Raw genomic sequence first — 19457 nt, 5'->3', positions numbered from 1 at the left:
GCGTCACGCGTGACAGCGCCGCTCATCCGGCGCTTAACTTCGGATCATGCGGTTCGACGAATACGCCGCCCACGACGGGCTCGGCCTGGCCGAGCTGGTCCGCAAGGGCGAGGTCACCGCCGCCGAGCTGGTCGAGGCGGCCATCGAGGGGATCGAGCGGCTCAATCCCCGCCTCAACGCCGTGGTCTACAAGGCCTACGACGAGGCGCGGGAGGCCGCGCGGGGGCCGTTGTCCGGCCCCTTCGCCGGCGTGCCCTTCCTGATCAAGGACCTGGGCCTGGAGGTGAAGGGCTGGCCCCGCACCTCCGGCAGCCGGTTCGCGCCCGAGGCGCCGGACCGGCGCGACAGCGAGCTGGTGAGCCGCTACCGCGCCGCCGGCGTCGTCCTGGTCGGCAAGACCAACACGCCCGAGTACGGGATTCCCGGCGTCACCAACTCCCATCGCCTCGGCCCTTGCGGCAATCCCTGGAACCCGGAGCACATCTCCGGCGGATCGTCCGGCGGGGCGGCCTCGGCGACCGCGGCGGGGATCGTGCCGCTGGCGCACGCCAGCGACGGCCTGGGCTCGATCCGCATCCCGGCCGCCTGCTGCGGCCTCGTCGGCCTGAAGGTCACCCGCGACCGCAACCCGAACGGGCCGGACGACTACGACCGGGCCATCGGCTTCTCCGTCGACCATGTGGTCAGCCGCACGGTGCGGGACAGCGCCGCGATGCTCGACGCCACCGGCTATCCGGAGGACGACAGCCCCTACGCCCCGCCGCCCAAGACCCGGCCCTACGTCACCGAGGTTGCCACGCCGCCGGGCCGGCTGCGCATCGGCTTCTCCAGCCGCACGGCCTCGGGCCGGCCGATCGATCCGGAGGTGCAGGCCGCCTTCGAGGAGGTGGTGAAGCTGCTCGAGGGCCTCGGCCACGAGCTCGTGCCGCACGACATCGACATCGACTGGCGCAGGCTCTACCGCGCTCAGGGCCGGGTCTCGGCGGGCAATTTCTCCGCCGGCATGAAGCGCCGCATCGAGGCCCTGGGGCGCGAGCCCGAGCCGCATGAACTCGGCCCCCTGGCCCGCCGCGCCTACGAGGCGGGCATGCGGATCAGCGCCCAGGAAGCGATGTGGGGCTGGCAGGAGCTGCGGGCGATGAACCGGCAGATCCTGAAGAGCCTCGCCCCCTTCGACGTCTACTTCCAGCCGGTGCTCGGCACGCCGCCGCCGAGGCTCGACGAGCTCGACCCGACCGGGAGCGATCTCGAGGCGTTCGACAAGGCGCAGGGCCGCCACTTCCCGTTCACGCCGCCGTTCAACTTCACCGGCCAGCCCTCCATGTCGCTGCCGCTGGCCTGGAGCGCCTCGGGCCTGCCGCTCGGGATGATGTTCACCGGCCGCTACGCCGACGAGGCCACGCTGTTCCGTCTCGCCGCCCAGCTGGAGGAGGCCCGGCCCTGGGCGGGCCGGCGTCCCGCGATGGCCGCGCTCGCGCATGCCTGAGTGGCGCAACTGGTCCGGCAGCGTCGTCGCCCAGCCGGCCGAGATCGCGAAACCGAAGACCGAGGCCGAGCTCGCGGCGGCGGTCCGCCGTGCGCCGCGGCTGCGGGTGGCCGGCTCCGGCCACTCGTTCACGCCGCTCTGCGAGACGGGCGGCACGCTCGTCTCGCTCGCCGAGCTGGAGGGGACGCTGCAGGTCGCGCCCGACCGCCGCACCGCCTGGGCCCCGGCCGGCTGGTCGCTGGACCGGCTGACCCGCGCCCTCTGGGACGAGGGGCTGTGCCTGCCCAACCAGGGCGACATCAACAACCAGGCGCTGGCCGGCGCGCTCGCCACCGGCACTCACGGCACGGGCGGCGAGCTGAAGAGCCTCTCCAACATCGCCCGGCGCTTTAGGCTGATGCTGGCGGACGGGAGCGTCGTCACCTGCGGCGAGGGTGAGCGGGACGAGCTCTTCCAGGCCCAGCGCCTGTCCCTCGGACTGTTCGGCGTCGCGCTCGCCGTCGAGATCGAGGTCACGCCGGCCTACTTCCTCGAGGAGCGGATCGAGCGGCGGCCGATGGAAGAGGTGCTGGAGGGCTTCGTCGGCTGGGCCGGCGAGCGCCGCCACGCTGAATTCTGGATCTTCCCCCACTCCGACACCGCCATCGTCAAGTTCCTCCACCCGGCCGAGGACGAGGGCGGCTTCAAGGAGCCGGGGCAGGTGGACGAGACGGTCTTCCGCCTCTGCTGCGAGCTCTCCGCCGCCGCCCCGAAGTTCACCGCCACCTTGCAGAAGCTGCTGGTCCGCGGCTCGGGCAGGACCCGGCGCGTCGGGCCGGCGCACCGCATCTTCCCCTCCGACCGCACCGTGCCGTTCGAGGAGATGGAATACGAGCTGCCGCGCGAGGCGGGGCTTGCCGCCCTCTCCGAAGCCATCGGCTGGATCCGCAAGAACGACCTGCCGGTGACCTTCCCCTTCGAGTTCCGCTGGACGGCGGCGGACGACATCTGGATGTCGCCGTTCAACCGCGGCGACTGCGCCTCGGTCTCCATGCACCAGTTCGCCCGGATGCCCTGGCAGGACCTGTTCCGCGAGGGCGAAGCGATCTTCCGCGCCGCCGGCGGGCGGCCGCACTGGGGCAAGCGCCACAACCTGACGCGGGACGAGGTGGACCTTCTCTATCCGGCCGCCGAGCGGTTCCGGCAGGTGCGCCGCGACCACGATCCCGAGGGCAAGTTCCTCAACCCGCACCTTTCGGAGCTGTTCTCGTGAGCGTGTCCGCCGACTGGAAGCTGCACGGCCACCTGATCGGCCGCCAGGGCTCGCGCCGCTCGCTCAACACGCCGGCCCTGGTCCTCGACCTGGAGGCGCTCGACGCCAACATCGCCACGATGGCCGATCTCGCGGCCAAGCGGGGCGTGAACCTTCGGCCCCACGCCAAGACCCACAAGAGCGTCGACATCGCCAAGCGCCAGATCGCCGCCGGCGCCGTCGGCCAATGCTGCGCCAAGCTCGGCGAGGCCGAGGCGCTGGCCGAAGGCGGGATCTCGGGGATCCTGATCACCTCGCCGGTTGTGTCGGCGCCGGCGGTGGAGCGGCTCATCGCCCTGAACGGGCGCTGCGAAGGCCTGATGGTCACCGCCGACCACCCGGACGCGGTGGACGCCCTGGCGCGCGCCGCCCAGGCCGCCGGCCAGACCCTGTCGGTGGTGGTGGACGTCGATCCCGGCCTGCGCCGCACCGGCGTCGCCTCGGCCGCAGACGCGGTGGCGCTGGCGAGGCGCATCCAGGGCCATCCCGCCCTCCGCTACGCCGGGGTGCAGTTCTACTGCGGCTCCGAGCAGCACATCGAGAGCTTCGCCGAGCGCCGCGCCGCCATCGAGGAGCGCACCGCCTATCTCCGCACCGTCCTGGACGCGCTCGCCGAAGCCGGCGCGCCGGCGCCGCTGGTCACCGGCGGCGGCACCGGCACCCACCGGATCGACCTGGACTTACGCGTCTTCACCGAGCTGCAGGTGGGCTCCTACGTCTTCATGGACCGCCAGTACCTGGACTGCGACCTGACCGGCGCCAACGCCGAGCAGGGCGCGCCCTACCGCACTTCCTTGATGGTCGACGCCCGGGTGGTCAGCGCCAATGCGCCGGGCCTGGCCACCGTCGACGCCGGCTTCAAGGCCTTCGCCACCGACGGCGGCCCGCCGCCGATCCTCTCGGGCGCGGACGGCGCCCGCTACGCCTTCATGGGCGACGAGCATGGCGCGGTGATCGGGCCGGAGAAGACCACGCGCCTGCCGCTGGACGCCCTGGTCACCTTCGCCGTGCCGCACTGCGACCCGACGGTGAACCTCTACGACAGCTATCACGTGGTGAGGGACGACACCCTGGTCGACATCTGGCCGATTTCGGCGCGCGGCCGGTCCAGGTGACGAGACGGGCCGGGTCCTTTCGAAGGGCTCGTTCTAAGGACCCGGCCCGCAAACCTGTCCCGACTGGAGACGCTGAGATCAGGTTGAGGGACGGGTTGCACGATCGGCGCCGCCGTTCCGCTAGGGCGCCAGCCGCCCGTCGCCGATCGCCGCCGGCTCGAAACGGAACAGGATCTCGGGATCGGGCGGGGCGATCTTGTCCTTCAGCTCCGGGCAGGCCAGGAGCCGGAGCAGGTGCCGCGCCACCGCCAACCGCGCCTGCTTCTTGCTGTCGGCCCGCACGCACCACCAGGGCGCCTCGTCGGTGTCGGTGCGGCCCAGCGTCTCGTCACGGGCGGCGGAATAGTTGGCCCAACGCTCCTGGGCGACGGCGTCCAGAGGCGAGATCTTCAGCCGCTTCACCGGGTCGGTCCGCCGCTTCTCCAGCCGCTGCGCCTGCTCGTCCTTGGAGATGTCGAGCCAGTACTTCACGACGATCATCCCGGAATCGACCAGCATCTGCTCGACCACCGGCGCCTCGCGCAGGAACTGCGCCTGCTCCTCAGGCGTGGAGAAGCCCATCACCTTCTCGACGCCGCCGCGGTTGTACCAGGAGCGGTTGAAGATCACCCATTCGCCGGCCGCCGGCAGGTGGGCCATGTAGCGCTGGAAGAACCACTGGCTCTTCTCCTGATCGCTGGGCTTGGGCAGGGCGACCACGCGCGTGTTGCGGATGGAGAGGTTCTCCACCAGCCGCTTGATGGTGCCGTCTTTGCCGGCCGCGTCCCGCCCCTCGAAGATCACCAGCACCTTCTGGCCCTGCTCGGCGCTCCAGATGCGGGTCGTGACGAGGTCGACCTGCAGGGCTTCGAGGGCGGCGGCGGGATCTTCGGCGTCTGCGTCGCGGGGCATGGGGCGGGTCTCCTTCTCTTGCCAATTCCTCCCCTGCGAAGCGGGGGAGAGGGACCGCCCGCCGAGCGCAGCGAAGAGCGGGTGGGGGAGGGGGCGAGCCCCATCGACGGCGCTGGCGGCCTGCCCTCTCCACCACGCGCTCTTCGCTTCGCTCGGCCCGTGGTCCCCCTCTCCCATGAATGGGAGAGGAAAGGTCGGGGTTCACGGCCCCGCGATCAGCCGCGCCAGCCGCTTCACGCCTTCGTCGATCTGCGCCTCGGTGGGCAGCGAATAGCTGAGCCGGATGGTGTTCGGCTGGGCCCCGGTCGCGAAGAACGGCGCGCCGGGGACGAAGGCGACGCGTTCGGTGGCAAGGCCCCTGGCCAGCAGCTCGGCGCCGTCGAGCCCCTCCGGCAGGGTCAGCCAGACGAACATGCCGCCCTCCGGCTCGGTCCAGGTGACGCCGGCCGGCATGTGGCGGGCCAGCGCCGCACACATGGCCTGGCCCTTGGCGCGGTAGGCCAGGCGCAGGCGCGAGAGGTGCTGGTCGTAGCCCTCCTGCACCGCCTCGCAGGCGGCGAGCTGGTTGAGGGTCGAGACGTGCAGGTCGCAGCCCTGCTTGAGCAGCACCAGCTTCTCGATGGCGGCGGCGGGGCCGCAGATCCAGCCGATCCGCAGGGCCGGCGCCAAGGTCTTGGAGAAGGTGCCGCAGAGCAGGGTGCGGGCGGCCTCGATGGAGCCGGCGCGGGCGATGTCCAGCGCCAGCAGGGGCGGGCGCGCCTCGCCCTCGAAGCGCAGCTCGCGGTAGGCGGCGTCCTCCACCAGGACGAAGTCGCGGGCCTCGGCCAGGTCCAGCAGGGCCTCGCGCTCGGCGAGCGTCAGGCTGGCCCCGGTGGGATTGGCGTAGTCGGGGACGACGTAGCCGAGCGCCGGGGCGGCGCCCGCCTCGACCTCCTCGCGGTCCAGATAAGCGGGCTCGTAGGCGTTGAACGCCTGCAGCGCGCCCAGGTAGGTCGGCCGGTCCACGAGCACGGCGTCGCCCGGCGAGATCAGCAGCTTGCCGATCAGGTCCAGCGCCTGCTGCGAGCCGGCGGTGATCAGGACGTTGGCCTCGGTGCAGGGCGCGCCCCATCGCCCCATCCGCTCCACGATCCAGCGGCGCAGGGCCGGCAGCCCCTCGCTGACCGTGTACTGCAGCGCCTGGCCGGCCAGGGCCGGATCGGCGAGCTGTCGTTGGACCGCCGCTCCGATCTCCTCCGCAGGGAACAGCGCCGGGTCCGGGATGCCGCCGGCGAAGGAGAGGATGTCCGGCTGGTCCAGGAGCTTCAGCAGCTCGCGGATCTCCGAGGCCTTCACCCGGCCCATGCGCCCGGAGAGCCGCGCCGCCCAGTCGAGCGGCGCGGGGCGGGGCTCGGGCTCTTCGGCCCTAGACGAGGCGCTTGCCGGCGTCATCGATGATCGAGCCGAGATCGCGGGCCTCTTCGGCCATGATCATCTCGTTGTGCGCCTTGCCGGACGGGATCATCGGGAAGCAGTTCTCTTCCTTGGTCACCCGACAGTCGAACAGCACCGGCTTGTTGACGCTGATCATCTCTCGGATGGCGTCGTCCAGCTCGTCCGGCTTCTCGGCCCGGATGCCGACGCAGCCGAACGCTTCGGCCATCTTCACGAAGTCCGGCAGGCTGGCCGAATAGGAGTGCGAGTAGCGCTCCCCGTGCAGCAGCTGCTGCCACTGGCGCACCATCCCCATCCACTCGTTGTTGAGGATGAAGATCTTGATCGGCAGGTCGTGCTGAACGGCCGTCGACATCTCCTGCATGGTCATCTGCACGGACGCGTCGCCGGCGATGTCGATGACCAGGGCGTCCGGGTGGGCGATCTGCACGCCCACGGCGGCGGGCAGGCCGTAGCCCATGGTTCCCAGGCCCCCGGAGGTCATCCAGCGGTTCGGTTCCTCGAAGTGGAAGAACTGGGCCGCCCACATCTGGTGCTGGCCGACCTCGGTGGTGACGTAGACGTCCTTGCCGCGGGTCAGCTCGTAGAGGCGCTGGATGGCGTACTGCGGCTTGATCAGCTTGTCGTCCTGCCGGTAGCGGAAGGAGTCCCGCGCCCGCCAGCCCTCGATCTGGCGCCACCATTCGGCCAGGGCGCCCTGGTCGACGGAAAGGTTGCGGCCCTTCCAGGCGGCGATCAGGTCTTCCAGCACCTGGCCGGCGTCGCCGACGATGCCGACGTCGGCGCGCACGTTCTTGCCGATGGAGCTGGCGTCGATGTCGATGTGGATCTTGCGCGAGCCGGGCGCGAAGGCGTCCAGCCGGCCGGTCACCCGGTCGTCGAAGCGGGCCCCGACAGCGATCATCACGTCGCAGTCATGCATGGCGTTGTTGGCCTCGAATGAGCCGTGCATCCCGACCATGCCCAGCCACTTGCGGTCGGAGGCGGGGAAGGCGCCCAGGCCCATCAGCGTCGAGGTGACCGGGCAGCCCAGCATCTCGGCGAACTCGCGCAGCGCCGCGGCCGCCTTCGGCCCGGCGTTGATCACGCCGCCGCCGGTGTAGAGGATCGGCCGGCGGGCCGAGGCGATCAGCGCGACCGCCTCGGCGATCTTGGCCGGCTCGCCGCGGGTGCGCGGGGCGTAGTTGTGGGCGTGGACGACCTCGGCCGGGCCCTTGTAGGCCGCCTTGCCGAACTGGACGTCCTTGGGGATGTCGATGACCACCGGGCCGGGCCGGCCGCTGGTGGCGATGTGGAACGCCTCGTGGATGATCCGCGGCAGGTCGGCGACGTCCTTCACCAGGTAGTTGTGCTTGGTGCAGGGCCGGGTGATGCCGATGGTGTCGCACTCCTGGAAGGCGTCGGTGCCGATCAGGTGCGTGGCGACCTGGCCGGTGATGACGATCATCGGGATGGAGTCCATCAGCGCATCGACGATGCCGGTGACGGCGTTGGTCGCGCCCGGGCCGGAGGTCACCAGCACGACGCCCGGCTTGCCGGTGGAGCGGGCGTAGCCCTCGGCCGCGTGGGTCGCGCCCTGCTCGTGGCGGACCAGCACGTGCCGCAGCTTCGGCTCGGCGAACAGCGCATCGTAGATCGGCAGCACCGCCCCGCCCGGATAGCCGAACAGCACCTCGACGCCCTGGTCGAGAAGCGCGCGGACCACGATCTCGGCCCCGGTCAGGGTTTCGGCGTCGGCTTCGATGGTCTGATGGGCGGTCATTGGGCAGGCCTTGAGGGGAAGGATTGGGCAACAAAAAAGGCCCGCGAAGGGCCTGGTGCAAGCGACCGTGCTCGGTCCTGACAGGGGTCAGGCCGTTACCGGTCGCCTCGAAACTACAAGCATCTCGCGCACGAGATTTCTCTCCAACTGAGCTGGAACGGTCATCGCATGCCGCCTTCAAGGCGTCAAGGCAGGCTCCAGCGCAAGAAACTGCCTCCATTGCGCCTCCGGCTCCAGGGCGGTGATGCGCGGCCAGCCGGCCATCCGATGCCGCAGCCAGGTGGTCTGGCGCTTCACGTAGCGGCGGGTCTCGCGCTGGGCGGCCGCCAGCGCCTCTTGCAGGCTGGCGCGGCCGGCGACGTGGTCGGCGAGTTCGCGGACGCCCACCGCCTTCATGGCCGGCAGCTCGGGCGCCAGGCCGCGGGCCATGAGCGCCCGGACCTCGTCCAACGCGCCGTTGGCGACCATCCATTCGAGGCGGGCGTCGCAGCGGTCGTAAAGCGCCGGGCGCGGCGGCTCCAGGACGACGCCGCGCCAGCTTCCGGGCGCCAGCACGGGCCGGGTGCGCGCCTGCCACTCGGTGAGGGAGACCCCGGTCGCTGCGTGCACCTCCCACGCCCGGCACAGGCGCTGGCGGTCGCCGGGCGCGATCCGGGCCGCCGCCTCGTGATCGACGCCCGCCAGCGTTTGCCGGAAAGCATCCTCGCCGAGCGCATCGTATGTCGCGGCGGTCTCGGCGCGGACCTCGGGGGGAACCTCCGGCACGTCGGCCAGGCCCTCGGTCAGGGCGGCGAAGTAGAGGCCCGTGCCGCCGGCGACGATGGCCGGGCGGCCGCGCGCCAGGATCTCGGCGATCAGCGGTTCGGCGGCCCGAACCCAGCGTCCGACCGACCAGGCCTCGGCGGCGTCGGCGATCCCCATCAGGTGGTGCGGCGCTTCGCCCTGCAGCTCCGTCGGCGAGGGGCGGGCGGTCAGCACCTGCAGGTCGCGGTAGAGCTGCATGGAGTCGGCGCCGACGACCTCGCCGCCGGTCTCGCGCGCAAGCCTGGCCGCAAGGGCGGACTTGCCGCTTGCGGTCGGGCCGGCGATCAGCCAGATGCGGGGCTCCATGCAGCTCGCCCTCACCGTCGTCGGCCCCGAGCGCGACGCCCTCGCTTTCGGCCAGTCCAGGATCCTCGCAGCGCTGAAGGACGTGCGCGCCCGCGTCAAGGAGCCTCGGCCCCTCGGCGAGGCCGCCGTCGACCTGATCCTCGACGCCGCCGACCTTTCCGAAGTCCGCGCCGCGGCCCTGCAGGCCATCGACGGCGCGCCCGTCGACATCGCCGTCCAGCCGCTGGAGGGCCGCCGCAAGCGGCTGTTCGTGGCCGACATGGACTCCACCATCATCGGCTGCGAGTGCCTGGACGAGCTGGCCGACTACGCCGGCAAGAAGGCCGAGATCGCCGCGATCACCGAGCGGGCCATGCGCGGCGAGCTGGAGTTCGAGGGCGCCCTGCGCGAACGGGTGGCGATGCTGAAGGGGCTCTCCGTGAGCGCTCTGCAGTCGGCCTACGACGAGCGGGTGCAGCTCAACCCCGGCGCCCGGACCCTGGTCCGCACGATGGCGCAGAACGGGACCCGCTGCCTGCTGGTCTCCGGCGGCTTCACCTTCTTCACCTCGCGCGTCGCCGAGGCCGCCGGCTTCCACGCCCAGCGGGCCAACACCCTGGGCGAAGGGGAGGGGGCGCTGACCGGCCTGGTCGGCGAGCCGATCCTCGGCCGCGAGGCCAAGCTCGCGGCGCTCACCGAGGAGGCGGCGGCGCTCGGCCTGGAGCTCTCCGCCGCCATGGCCGTCGGCGACGGGGCCAACGACCTGGCGATGATCAAGGCCGCGGGCCTCGGGGTCGCCTACCGCGCCAAGCCGATCGTGGCGGCCGAGGCCGACGCCAAGGTCGACTTCGCCGACCTGACCGCGCTGCTCTATTTCCAGGGCTACCGCGCCGAAGAGTTCGTAACGGACTGACGCAACGGTTGATTTCCCGCACGGGCCGAACGCCGTTACAGGCCCGGCCATGAGCCTGCCGAGACCCGTCCGCGCCGTCGTCTTCGACATGGACGGCCTGCTCTGCGACACCGAGAGCGTCTACCGAGACGCGATGATCGCCACCGCCGCCGAGCGCGGCCACGATTTCCCGCTCGCCCTCTTCCAGTCGATGATCGGCCTGCCGTACGAGGCCAGCGACCGGCGGATGCGCGACCATTTCGGCGATGACTATCCGATCCCGGAGTTCAACGCCCGGGTCGGCGAGCTGGTCGCCGCCGCCTGCGAGGCCGGCATCCCGCTGAAGGGCGGCGTCGTCGAGCTGCTGGACCACCTGGACGCGCTGGCCCTGCCGCGGGCCATCGCCACCTCGTCCAGCCACCGCGCGGTCGAAGCCCACCTGGGCCTCTCCGGCGTCATCCCGAGGTTCACCGCCATCGTCGCCCGCGGGGACTACGCCCGCGGCAAGCCCGATCCCGACCCGTTCCTGGTGGCGGCCGAACGCCTCGGCGTTGCGCCCGAGCACTGCCTGGCGCTGGAGGATTCCCACAACGGCGTCCGCGCCGCGTCCTCGGCCGGGATGATGACCATCATGGTTCCCGACCTGCTCGAGGCCACGGACGAGATGTGCGGCCTGTGCGTCCGCATCGCCCGCGACCTGCACGAGGTGAGGGAGCTGCTCCGCTAAGATCCTCCCCCGCAGGGGGAGGGGGACCGCGAAGCGGTGGAGGGGGTTCGCAAGCCCCGAGGTGGAGGTTCAGGCGCCGCTGAGTCAGCGCCCTTGAACCCCCTCAGTCGCTTCGCGACAGCTCCCCCTGTGGGGGAGCATCTTCACCGAAAACCGCCGGTGACTGGTTGGGCGCGAGCCCTACCTGTCACCCATCACCCCGCTAGCCGCCGGGCCCGCGCTCGAAGTAGCGGAAGAACTCGCTGTCGGGGGACAGGACCATGGTCGTGTCGCCCTGGCCGAAGGCGGCCTCGTAGGCCTGCATCGAGCGGTAGAAGCTGGCGAAGCCGGCGTCGCGGCCGAAGCTGTCGGCGAAGACGCGGGTCCGCTGGGCGTCGCCTTCGCCTCGGGTGCGCTCGGCCTCCTCGGTGGCGGTGGCCAGGGTGATCGAGACCTCCTTGTCGGCCGAGGCGATGATCTCGCGCTTGCGCTGCTCGCCCTGGGCGCGGATCTGGGCCGCCTCCTGCTGACGCGAGGTCTGCATGCGGCGGAACACGGCCGCCTGGTTGGCCTGGGGCAGGTCGGCGCGCTTGATCCTAACGTCGATGATCTGGATGCCGAGCCGCGAGCTCTCCGCCCGGGTCGCCACGTCCCGCTGGATGCGCTGCATCAGCTGGCCGCGCCGGCCGGAGATGATGTCCGTCGACGTGGCGGTGCCGAGCACCTGGCGCAGCGACGAGTTCACCAGCCGCTCGATGCGGTCGGCGGCGATCCGCTCCTCCCGCAGGGTGCGGAAGTACTGCAGCGGATCGTCGATGCGGTAGCGGACGAAGGCGTCAACCACCAGCCGCTCCTGGTCGGCGGCGATGATCTCTTCCTGCTGGGCCTCGAGGGAGAGGTTCCGCTTGTCGAGCTTCACCACGTTCTCGAGGAAGGGGACCTTCATCTTCAGGCCGGCGTTGGGCGAGCCCGGCTGGTTCACCACCCGCACCGGCTCGCCGAGCCGCAGGACGATGGCCTGCTCGCGCTGCTCGACCACGTAGAAGGTGTTGAACATCAGGATCAGCAGGGCGACGGCGCCGATCGCCCAGACGGTGTAGCGGCGGTTGTTCATCGCTGCGTCCCCTGCTCGGCGGCCGGGGCGGCCGGCGCGGCCTGGGCCTGCGGGGCGGCCGGCGCGGCGGCGGTCCCGGACCTCGGCCGGAACACGTCGGGCGGCAGGATGATGGGCGCGCTCGCGCCCTGGCTGTCGATCACCACCTTGTTGGACTTCTCCAGCACCCTCTGCATCGTCTCGATGTAGAGCCGCTCGCGGGTCACGCCCGGCGCACGGGAGTACTCGTTGTAGATCTGGTTGAACCTGGCCGCCTCACCGAGCGCCTCGCGGACGGACTGCTCGCGGTAGGCCTGCGCAGCCTGGACGATGCGCGAGGCGTCGCCCTTGGCCTCGTTGACCACCCGGTTGCGGTAGGTGTTGGCCTCGTTGATGGCGCTCTCGGCGTCCTGGCCGGCGGTGGCCACCTCGCGGAAGGCGGCGACCACTTCCGACGGCGGGTTGGCCGAGCGGATCTGGACTTCCACAACGGTCAGCCCGCTGTTCCAGTAGTCGAGGGTGCGCTGCATCAGTTCGGCCGCCTGGGCCTGAACCGCGCCGCGGCCGGTGGTCAGGATGGCGGTCAGCGGGGTCTTGCCGACCACCTCGCGCATGGCGCTTTCGGCGACGGCCTTCACCGCCGCCTCCTGGTCGCGGACGTTGAACACGAACTTGTCGGCCTCGGAGACCCGCCAGGTCACGGCGAAATCCAGGTCGACGATGTTCTCGTCGCCGGTGAGCATCAGGCTCTCTTCGGGCAGGTCGCCGCGGTTGGAGCCGCCGACCATCGACTGGTTCAGGTTGGTGACGCCGACCTTCTCCACCCGTTCGATCGGGCCCGGCAGGTGATAGCGCAGGCCGGGCAGCTCGACGCGGCTGAAGCGGCCGAAGGTGGTCACCACCGCCTGCTCGTGCGGCTGCACGACGTAGAAGCCCGACAGGGCCCACAGCGCAAAGGCGATCCCCGCCACGGCCGCGACGGCGGCCGGGCGCACGCCCTCGCCGCCGGGACCGCCGAAGAAGCGCCTCAGGCGTTCGTTGATACGCTCGAACTGGGCCGAAAAGTCGGGCCCGTCCGGGCGCCGCGGTCCGCGCGGTCCGCCGGTGGGCCGCCGGGGCGTCCGGTTCTCGCGCCGATCCCCGTCGTCGTCGCCGGACGGCGGCGAGCCCCATGGGCCGGGGTTGGCGTTGTCATTCCAGGGCATTCAGGTCGCGTCGTCTCTTTTTTCTCGGCGCGGCCGCCTCGCGGCCAGGGCGGCCTTGTAAACCGGCGCTGCCCGCCGGATATGAGGCCCGAGCGCAGGCAAAGCAAGACAAAGGGTTCATGTCCGAGACGGCTGCCCCCGACCGCGCCGCCGTCCTGGCGGCCCTCGATCAGGTGATCGACCCCAAGTCCGGCAAGGGCCTGGCCAGCGCCGGCCTCGTGCGCGGGCTGGTGCTGAAGCCCGAGCGGGCGGCCTTCGTGCTGGAGGTCGATCCGCAGGACGTGCCCACCTACACGCCGGTCCGCCAGGCGGCCGAACAGGCGCTGGCGGCCGTGCCCGGCGTGGCCAAGGCGCAGGTCGTGCTGACCGCCGAGGCCAGCGCCGCCCCGCCGGCCCCCGGCGTCACCCGCGTCCGCAAGGGCGCCCAGGTGCCCGAGGATCCGCAGGCCCGTCCCGTCCAGCAGCCCGGCGCAAAACGGCCCGAGCATGTGCGCCGCCTTGTCGCGGTCGCCAGCGGCAAGGGCGGGGTCGGCAAATCGACGGTGGCGGTCAACCTGGCCGCCGCCCTGGCCCGACAGGGCCTGCGCACCGGCTTCCTCGACGCCGACGTCTACGGTCCGTCGGGACCGCGCATGCTGGGCGTCGACGGCGAGCCGGCCTTCCTAGAGGGCAAGATCGAGCCGCTGGAGGCCTGGGGCCTGAAGGTGATGTCCATCGGCTTCATGGTCGACGAGGGCCGGGCGATGATCTGGCGGGGGCCGATGGCCACGTCCGCCGTCCGCCAGATGCTGCACGACGTGCGCTGGGGGACCGCCGAGGCGCCGCTCGACGTGCTGGTCCTCGACCTGCCGCCCGGCACCGGCGACATCCAGCTGGAGCTCGTCCAGAAGCAGAAGCTCGACGGGGTGGTGGTGGTCTCCACGCCCCAGGAGATATCCCTGATCGACGTGCGGCGGGCCGTCTCGATGTACCAGAAGACCGGGGCGCGGATCCTCGGGCTGGTCGAGAACATGGCCTACTTCCCGGACCCGGCCACCGGCACGCCGATCCCGATCTTCGGGGCCGGCGGGGCGGCCGCCGAGGCCGAGCGGCTGGACGTGCCGCTGCTGGCCGAGATCCCCATCGACGTCGCCCTTCGCCAGGCCTGCGACGACGGCCGCCCGCTGGTCGCCACCGCCCCCGACAGCGCGCCCTCGAAGGCGTTCCGCGCGATGGCCCAGGCGGTGATGGCCCAGCTCAGGGATTAAATTCTCCGCTCGTCCCGGGCGGAGGCCGGGACCCAGAGTGGCGGGCTCAGATGCGGGCGCCAGCCAGCGCAGCGCTCATCCAGCGACCGCCTCGCTCTGGATCTGGGTCCCGGCCTTCGCCGGGATGAACGGCTGAAATAGTCACCCCCGCGACGGCTCCACCAGCGGCGAGGCGACGCCCGGTTCGGCGGGGTCCAGGGTGTCGAGCACCGGCGCCTGGTCGTAGGCGGCGCCTTCGCGCTCGTCGAGCAGGCGGCGGATCTCGGCGGTGCGCTCCGGGCCCAGGCGGTAGCCGATCATGCAGAAGCCGCCGAGCATCACGAACACGATCGGCCCGATCAGGTAGGCCAGCTCCAGCCCGCGAATGGCCTCCGGGGTGTTCACCGCGCCCGCCTTGGCCTGATAGCCGACCTGCTCCAGCACCATGAAGGTCAGCCAGATCGAGAAGGCCCCGGCGATCTTGTTGGTCAGGGTGGTCAGCGCATACAGAAGGCCGCTGCGCTCCTTGCCCTGCTCGAGGCGCACCTCGTCGGCCACGTCGGCGGTCATCGCCCGCAGCAGCACGGTGAAGCCCGCGGCCAGGAAGCCGGCGACGAACATCGGGAAGATGCCGACGATGACGCTGCCCTTCGGGATCGCCATCAGGCAGATCAGGATCAGGCTGTAGCCCGTGGTGGCGACCATCACCGCCCGATGCTTGCTGATCCTCATGGCCAGGCGGCCCATCAGGGGCGCGCCCACGAAGCCGGCGGCGATGTAGACCATCAGCAGCAGCGAGGCCTCGGACGTCGAGAACCCGCGGCTGTCGGTGAAGAAGAACATGTAGACCGCGGCCATCCAGCCGGGGCCCAGCGCCAGCAGCAGGTCCGCCAGCAGGATCCGGCCCATGGTCGGGCGGGCGATCAGCGACCAGTACTCGCGCAGCTGGAACTTGTGGCCCTTCACCTCGGGGGCGATGTACTCGGGCGTCTTCCAGACCACCGCGAACACCGCCAGCGGGGTCAGCGCCAGGATGAACCAGCCCATGCCGGGCACGCCGAGCGCCTCCTCGTCGAAGCCGAGCAGCTTGACCACCATCGGCATGGTGAGCACCAGCACCGAGCCGGCGACGCCCACCGCGGCCATCACGCCGAAGATCCGCGCCCGCTCGTTGTAGGTCTTGGCCAGCGTCGCGCCCCAGGCGGCGTGCGACAGGTGAAGCATCGAGGTGCCGAGGTACATGACCAGCAGCCAGGTCATGATGTAGGCCAGCGAGACCCCCTGCGGGGCCATGAACAGCATGTAGATGGCGGCCATCAGCACCGGCGCGCCGGCGACGGTCCAGATCCGGTAGCGGCCCCAGCGCGTCTTGGTGCGGTCCATCGCCAGGCCCAGCAGAGGATCGAGCGGGATGTCGATCAGCCGGATGAGGGCGAAGGCGGCGCCCACCACGCCCAGCTCCACGCCCAGGTTCCGGGCGAAGTACTGCGGCAGGTAGACGCCGATCGCGATCGTCACCGCCGACAGCGGCAGGCTGGTGGCGGCGAAGGCCAGCACGACGGTGAGAGCCAGCGGTGCATGCTTCGCGGGCGCGTTCGATGGGGCCAAGTGGCGTCTCCTCAACCTAACGGCGGCGCCTCTGGCCGGACGCTTGCCGGCGGTAAGTTACGCGCGATCACCTAGCCCGACGCAAGGGGATTCGAGCGACCGTGTTATCCGGCCGCTCCACCGCCTCAGGAGCCCTGCGTCTCCTGCATCTTGCGGAAGAACTTCTGGCTCTGCTCGCCCGCCATCTGGTAGGCCTGCTGCCCCGCCGGGTCGGTGATCTTGGTCCAGTTGTCGCGGACCTCCTCCACCGACAGCCCCTTGTCGCCCAGGTAGACGCCCTCGGTCTCGTAGATGCGCGCCACGGCGAAGGCGCCGGCGCCGGCCGTCAGGATGGTCCCGGTGGGGGCCTCTTCCGAGCAGAGATAGACGACCCCGGGGGTGACGTACTCCGGCTTCAGCCGCTCCAGCATCTGCGGAGGCATCAGGTTCTCGGTCATCCGCGTGGCGGCGACCGGGCTGATGGCGTTGACGTGGATGTTGTTCTTCTGGCCCTCGAGCCGCAGCGTGTTCATGAAGCCGATCACGCCGAGCTTGGCCGCGCCGTAGTTGGACTGGCCGAAGTTGCCGTACATGCCCGACGACGAGGTGGTGACCACGATCCGCCCGTAGTTCTGGGCCCGCATGATCTCCCAGACGGCCTTGGCGGGCTTCACCGTGCCCATCAGGTGGACGTCGAGGACCACCTCGAAATCGGCCAGCTCCATCTTGGCGAAGGTCTTGTCCCGCAGGATGCCGGCGTTGGCGACCAGGATGTCGATCCGGCCCCACTGGTCCATCGCCTGCTTGACCATGTGGGCGACGCCGGCGTCGTCGGCGACGGAGGAGCCGTTGGCGATGGCCTCGCCGCCGGCCGCCTTGATCTCCTCGACCACCTTCATCGCCGCCTCGGAGCCGCCGCCCGAGCCGTCGACCGAGCCGCCCAGGTCGTTGACGACCACCTTGGCGCCCCTGCGGGCCAGCTCCAGCGCGTGCTGGCGGCCCAGGCCCCCGCCTGCGCCGGTGACGATGGCGACGCGGTTCTCGAAGCGGATATCGGCCATGGAGGAGATCTCCCGTGTGTCCAGGGGTGAGGGTCGGCGCGGGTTAGTCCTGGGCGGGGGAGGGCGTCAAGCGGCGCGAAGAGGAGGTCGAGCTGGGCTGTCTCATCTCAGTGAAATCAACCGGATACCTGACAGTACAGCTATCGGCGAAAAGAATTTCCAGAAACAGCTTGCCTGATCTGACCAGACCTGCGACATTCTCTGCATCGAATATCGTTTTGGTTCGGCGGCTCTCTACTCGATTTTCAGATCGGGCTTCCGGGACTACCCACGACCTCTCCGAAAATTTGATCGCAGCGTCGCTCTTTGGCGCGGCGAATATCTATGCCCGGAAAGGGAAATACAAAGATGATCGGCACTGTGAAGTGGTTCAACGCCACCAAGGGCTTCGGTTTCATTCAACCGGACGAAGGCGGCGCGGACGTGTTCGTGCACATCTCGGCCGTCGAACGCGCCGGCCTCGGCTCGATCCACGAAGGCCAGAAGCTGAGCTTCGAGCTGGAGCGCGACAAGCGCAGCGGCAAGATGTCGGCCGGCCAACTGCAGAGCGCCTAAGGCTCCGAACCGAACAGAAGATCAGGCCGGCCCAGCGCCGGCCTGATTTTTTTGGCCTCGACTTCGCCTGTCCGCCCCGCGATTTGACGGCTACGCCCGGAAATCAGGGCGACAATGGCGAAGATTGACTATAGATTAACTTGATACACGCCCGCTTCAGGCGCCGCTCACCGGCGCCGCTCGCGTGTCGGCGGCTAAGCCGCCCGAAAGGCGTCACCAAGTGTCATCTCGCGACGGGCCCGACCGGACCATCTTCAATGTATCGCCGCACGACGGCGGTTGGGCGGTGGAGCACGAGGGCCTCTTCAGCGACCACTCCCGCGACAAGGAAGTCGCCAAGGCCGCGGCGAACAAGCGGGCCAGGGCCTCGCAGGACGCCGGACGGCCGTGCAAGGTCCTGGTCTGGGGCGAGTACTAGGCCGTATCGCCGGGAGGGGCCGATGAGCGTCGAATCCCGGAAGATCGACGGCGCCTTCACCCCCGGCTTCTGGACCGTCCAGGTCCGGCTGCGCGGCCAGGCGGCCGGCCCGCGCTACCTCTGCCACGCCGCCAGCGACCGCCAGGCCCGCGGCCTCGCGCTCGGTCTTGCGCGGAAGCAGGCGGGATCGCACGGCTACGCCTATCGTCGCCTGTCGGCCCCGCCGCAGAGCCCGCTGCCGGGCCCCGGCGAGGTCATCGAAATCCAGAGCGGCCACCTCTGGCGCCAGCTGCAGGCGCTGAGGGTGGGCTACGACCGCCTCGACCCCCAATCCGACTAGCCGAGAACCGAAGGAGACCGACCATGCCGCCCGCCCAATCCGCCAGATCCGCGCCCGCGCCCCGCAAGCGGGGCACGGTGGCCGCCCACTTCCGCGAAGCCATCGGCAAGGCCCTCGAGGAGGGGGCGGGCCAGGACGACATGACCCTGCGCCTGACCCTGTCCGACTTCTCCGAACTCAAGCGCGACGGCTCGGTCGCGGTGGAGGACATCAGCTTCAAGGGCGGCGAAATGCGCTACCTCGGGGTGAAGGTCACCGGCGGCGGCGTCGACGCCAGCCGGCTGGACACGGCCGGCGCCTGACCTCAGGGGCTCGCCTCGTCCCGCGTCCCGCGCAGCGCGGGGGAGCTAGCTACCTTTGCGCCACATCGGTGCGCATGAACTTCACCAGCACCCGCTGGCCGATCAGGAAGGGTGTGTCGTCGGCGCTGACGACCACCTCCACGACCCGGTCGTCGGCCCGCTCGGTGGGATCGTCGGACTGCAGCTTGCGGGCGCCGAACATGCCCGCCCGGCGCACCACCCGGCCGGAGTAGACCTTCGAAGGATCGCCCTCCGGGGAGAGCTGCACGGCCTGGCCGATGGTCACCGAGGGCAGCGCCAGCTCGGCCACCTCGGCCCGGACGATGCGGGCGCCGGCCGGCTCCAGGTCGAACATGTTCGACACGTTCAGGGTCGAGGCGCCCGCGCCGGGGTTGGCCTGGCGGCGGACGATCCGCCCGTCGGCCGGGGCGCGGATGATGGTCAGCTCCAGCTCATAGTTGGCCTGGGCGAGGCGGGCCTGGGCGGTGGCGATGGCCGCGCGCTGGGCGGCGAGGCTCGCCTCGGCCTGGCGGATCGCGTCGGCGGCCTGGTCGAGCTTCTGGCCGGCGACGAAATTCGAGGCCGACAGCGATTTCAGCCGCTCGTGCTCGCGCCGGGCGGTGGAGAGCTCCACCTCGGTCATCGCGATCTGGGCCCGGGCCTGGTTCAGCTCGGCCAGCGCCCGCTGGGCGTTCAGCCGCTGCTGGTCGTCCTCGAGCCTGGCCAGCGCCTGTCCGCGGGTGACCGTATCGCCCTCGTGGACATAGACCTCCCGCACGATGCCGGCGGTCCGCGCCGCGACCTGGATCAGCCCGCCTTCCACATCGGCCTTGCCGTTGGCGACGGCCACATAGGGGCTGGGCGGGGCGGCCTTGGCGGCGGCGGCGGCCGCCTCGTCCTTCTTGGCCTTGGCCTGGCCGGAATAGACCACCACGCCCACGCCGAGGAGGACGGCGAACAGGGCGATCAGCCAGACGGGGCGGCGGCGAAGGAAGGCGAACATG

Annotated in this window: 19 protein-coding genes; 10 read left to right on the top strand and 9 right to left on the bottom strand. The window is 70.9% G+C overall.

Going from position 1 to position 19457, the window contains the following annotated elements:
- The first annotated feature begins 46 nt into the window (after positions 1 to 46).
- The 3 genes from ACFSC0_RS02410 to ACFSC0_RS02400 are packed head-to-tail and all read left to right on the top strand — an operon-like array spanning position 47 to position 3892.
- On the top strand, positions 47 to 1486 hold the full coding sequence (locus tag ACFSC0_RS02410) for an amidase (protein ID WP_377280941.1): 1440 nt from the start codon (positions 47 to 49) through the stop codon (positions 1484 to 1486).
- On the top strand, positions 1479 to 2738 hold the full coding sequence (locus ACFSC0_RS02405; RefSeq protein WP_377280942.1) for a D-arabinono-1,4-lactone oxidase: 1260 nt from the start codon (positions 1479 to 1481) through the stop codon (positions 2736 to 2738). Before ACFSC0_RS02410 ends, ACFSC0_RS02405 begins: the two co-directional genes overlap by 8 nt.
- The gene (locus tag ACFSC0_RS02400; RefSeq protein ID WP_377280943.1) at positions 2735 to 3892 is read left to right on the top strand and encodes a DSD1 family PLP-dependent enzyme; all 1158 of its coding nucleotides are present in this window, start codon (positions 2735 to 2737) and stop codon (positions 3890 to 3892) included. The genes ACFSC0_RS02405 and ACFSC0_RS02400 overlap by 4 nt, the downstream gene beginning before the upstream one ends.
- 120 nt (positions 3893 to 4012) lie before the next feature.
- On the opposite strand, the gene ppk2 is transcribed toward ACFSC0_RS02400, so the two are convergent.
- The 4 genes from ppk2 to miaA all read right to left on the bottom strand — a co-directional run bounded on the left by ppk2 (position 4013) and on the right by miaA (position 9089).
- The gene (gene ppk2, locus ACFSC0_RS02395) at positions 4013 to 4783 is read right to left on the bottom strand and encodes a polyphosphate kinase 2 (RefSeq protein WP_377280944.1); all 771 of its coding nucleotides are present in this window, start codon (positions 4781 to 4783) and stop codon (positions 4013 to 4015) included.
- A gap of 201 nt (positions 4784 to 4984) precedes the next feature.
- On the bottom strand, positions 4985 to 6214 hold the full coding sequence (locus tag ACFSC0_RS02390; protein ID WP_377280945.1) for an aminotransferase-like domain-containing protein: 1230 nt from the start codon (positions 6212 to 6214) through the stop codon (positions 4985 to 4987).
- Complete coding sequence (locus tag ACFSC0_RS02385) at positions 6189 to 7979, bottom strand: acetolactate synthase 3 large subunit (RefSeq protein ID WP_377280946.1); 1791 nt, start codon at positions 7977 to 7979, stop codon at positions 6189 to 6191. The genes ACFSC0_RS02390 and ACFSC0_RS02385 overlap by 26 nt, the downstream gene beginning before the upstream one ends.
- A gap of 177 nt (positions 7980 to 8156) precedes the next feature.
- Positions 8157 to 9089 carry a tRNA (adenosine(37)-N6)-dimethylallyltransferase MiaA gene (gene miaA / locus ACFSC0_RS02380; RefSeq protein WP_377280947.1) on the bottom strand — a complete coding sequence of 311 codons (933 nt, stop codon included), beginning with the start codon at positions 9087 to 9089 and terminating at the stop codon, positions 8157 to 8159.
- Between miaA and serB the strand changes: the two genes are divergently transcribed.
- Together serB and ACFSC0_RS02370 are read left to right on the top strand one after the other, a co-directional pair.
- On the top strand, positions 9088 to 9981 hold the full coding sequence (serB, locus tag ACFSC0_RS02375) for a phosphoserine phosphatase SerB (RefSeq protein ID WP_377280948.1): 894 nt from the start codon (positions 9088 to 9090) through the stop codon (positions 9979 to 9981). The genes miaA and serB overlap by 2 nt on opposite strands.
- Before the next feature lie 49 nt (positions 9982 to 10030).
- The gene (locus tag ACFSC0_RS02370) at positions 10031 to 10687 is read left to right on the top strand and encodes an HAD family hydrolase (RefSeq protein WP_377280949.1); all 657 of its coding nucleotides are present in this window, start codon (positions 10031 to 10033) and stop codon (positions 10685 to 10687) included.
- Positions 10688 to 10889: 202 nt separating this feature from the next.
- On the opposite strand, the gene hflC is transcribed toward ACFSC0_RS02370, so the two are convergent.
- Positions 10890 to 11780 (bottom strand): protease modulator HflC, encoded by an 891-nt coding sequence (hflC, locus tag ACFSC0_RS02365; RefSeq protein ID WP_377280950.1) that lies wholly within the window; start codon positions 11778 to 11780, stop codon positions 10890 to 10892.
- Positions 11777 to 12964, bottom strand: a complete 1188-nt coding sequence (gene hflK, locus ACFSC0_RS02360; RefSeq protein WP_377280951.1) for an FtsH protease activity modulator HflK — start codon at positions 12962 to 12964, stop codon at positions 11777 to 11779. The genes hflC and hflK overlap by 4 nt, the downstream gene beginning before the upstream one ends.
- A 119-nt stretch (positions 12965 to 13083) precedes the next feature.
- On the opposite strand from hflK, the gene ACFSC0_RS02355 reads away from it, so the two are divergent.
- Complete coding sequence (locus ACFSC0_RS02355) at positions 13084 to 14211, top strand: Mrp/NBP35 family ATP-binding protein (RefSeq protein WP_377280952.1); 1128 nt, start codon at positions 13084 to 13086, stop codon at positions 14209 to 14211.
- Positions 14212 to 14352: 141 nt separating this feature from the next.
- Here the strand turns inward: ACFSC0_RS02355 and ACFSC0_RS02350 are convergent, their stop codons facing one another.
- A complete protein-coding gene (locus ACFSC0_RS02350) occupies positions 14353 to 15798 on the bottom strand; it encodes an MFS transporter (RefSeq protein WP_377280953.1) in 1446 nt (481 codons plus the stop codon).
- A gap of 125 nt (positions 15799 to 15923) precedes the next feature.
- The gene (locus ACFSC0_RS02345; RefSeq protein ID WP_377280954.1) at positions 15924 to 16838 is read right to left on the bottom strand and encodes an SDR family NAD(P)-dependent oxidoreductase; all 915 of its coding nucleotides are present in this window, start codon (positions 16836 to 16838) and stop codon (positions 15924 to 15926) included.
- 348 nt (positions 16839 to 17186) lie between these two features.
- Here ACFSC0_RS02345 and ACFSC0_RS02340 point away from each other — a divergent pair, with 348 nt between their 5' ends.
- From ACFSC0_RS02340 to ACFSC0_RS02325, 4 genes are all read left to right on the top strand, one after another.
- A complete protein-coding gene (locus ACFSC0_RS02340) occupies positions 17187 to 17393 on the top strand; it encodes a cold-shock protein (protein ID WP_377280955.1) in 207 nt (68 codons plus the stop codon).
- 220 nt (positions 17394 to 17613) lie between these two features.
- Positions 17614 to 17811, top strand: coding sequence for a DUF2188 domain-containing protein (locus ACFSC0_RS02335; RefSeq protein WP_377280956.1), 198 nt, complete (start codon positions 17614 to 17616; stop codon positions 17809 to 17811).
- A 22-nt stretch (positions 17812 to 17833) separates the two neighbouring features.
- Positions 17834 to 18151: a hypothetical protein gene (locus tag ACFSC0_RS02330; RefSeq protein ID WP_377280957.1), complete on the top strand. Its 318-nt coding sequence runs from the start codon at positions 17834 to 17836 to the stop codon at positions 18149 to 18151.
- A 23-nt stretch (positions 18152 to 18174) separates the two neighbouring features.
- On the top strand, positions 18175 to 18453 hold the full coding sequence (locus ACFSC0_RS02325; RefSeq protein ID WP_377280958.1) for a hypothetical protein: 279 nt from the start codon (positions 18175 to 18177) through the stop codon (positions 18451 to 18453).
- A gap of 49 nt (positions 18454 to 18502) precedes the next feature.
- On the opposite strand, the gene ACFSC0_RS02320 is transcribed toward ACFSC0_RS02325, so the two are convergent.
- The gene (locus ACFSC0_RS02320; protein WP_377280959.1) at positions 18503 to 19456 is read right to left on the bottom strand and encodes an efflux RND transporter periplasmic adaptor subunit; all 954 of its coding nucleotides are present in this window, start codon (positions 19454 to 19456) and stop codon (positions 18503 to 18505) included.
- Position 19457: the final 1 nt, after the last annotated feature.

The sequence above is a fragment of the Phenylobacterium terrae genome (genome assembly GCF_042681205.1).
Lineage (GTDB): Bacteria > Pseudomonadota > Alphaproteobacteria > Caulobacterales > Caulobacteraceae > Phenylobacterium > Phenylobacterium terrae.
This window is presented reverse-complemented; position numbering and strand designations above follow the sequence as displayed.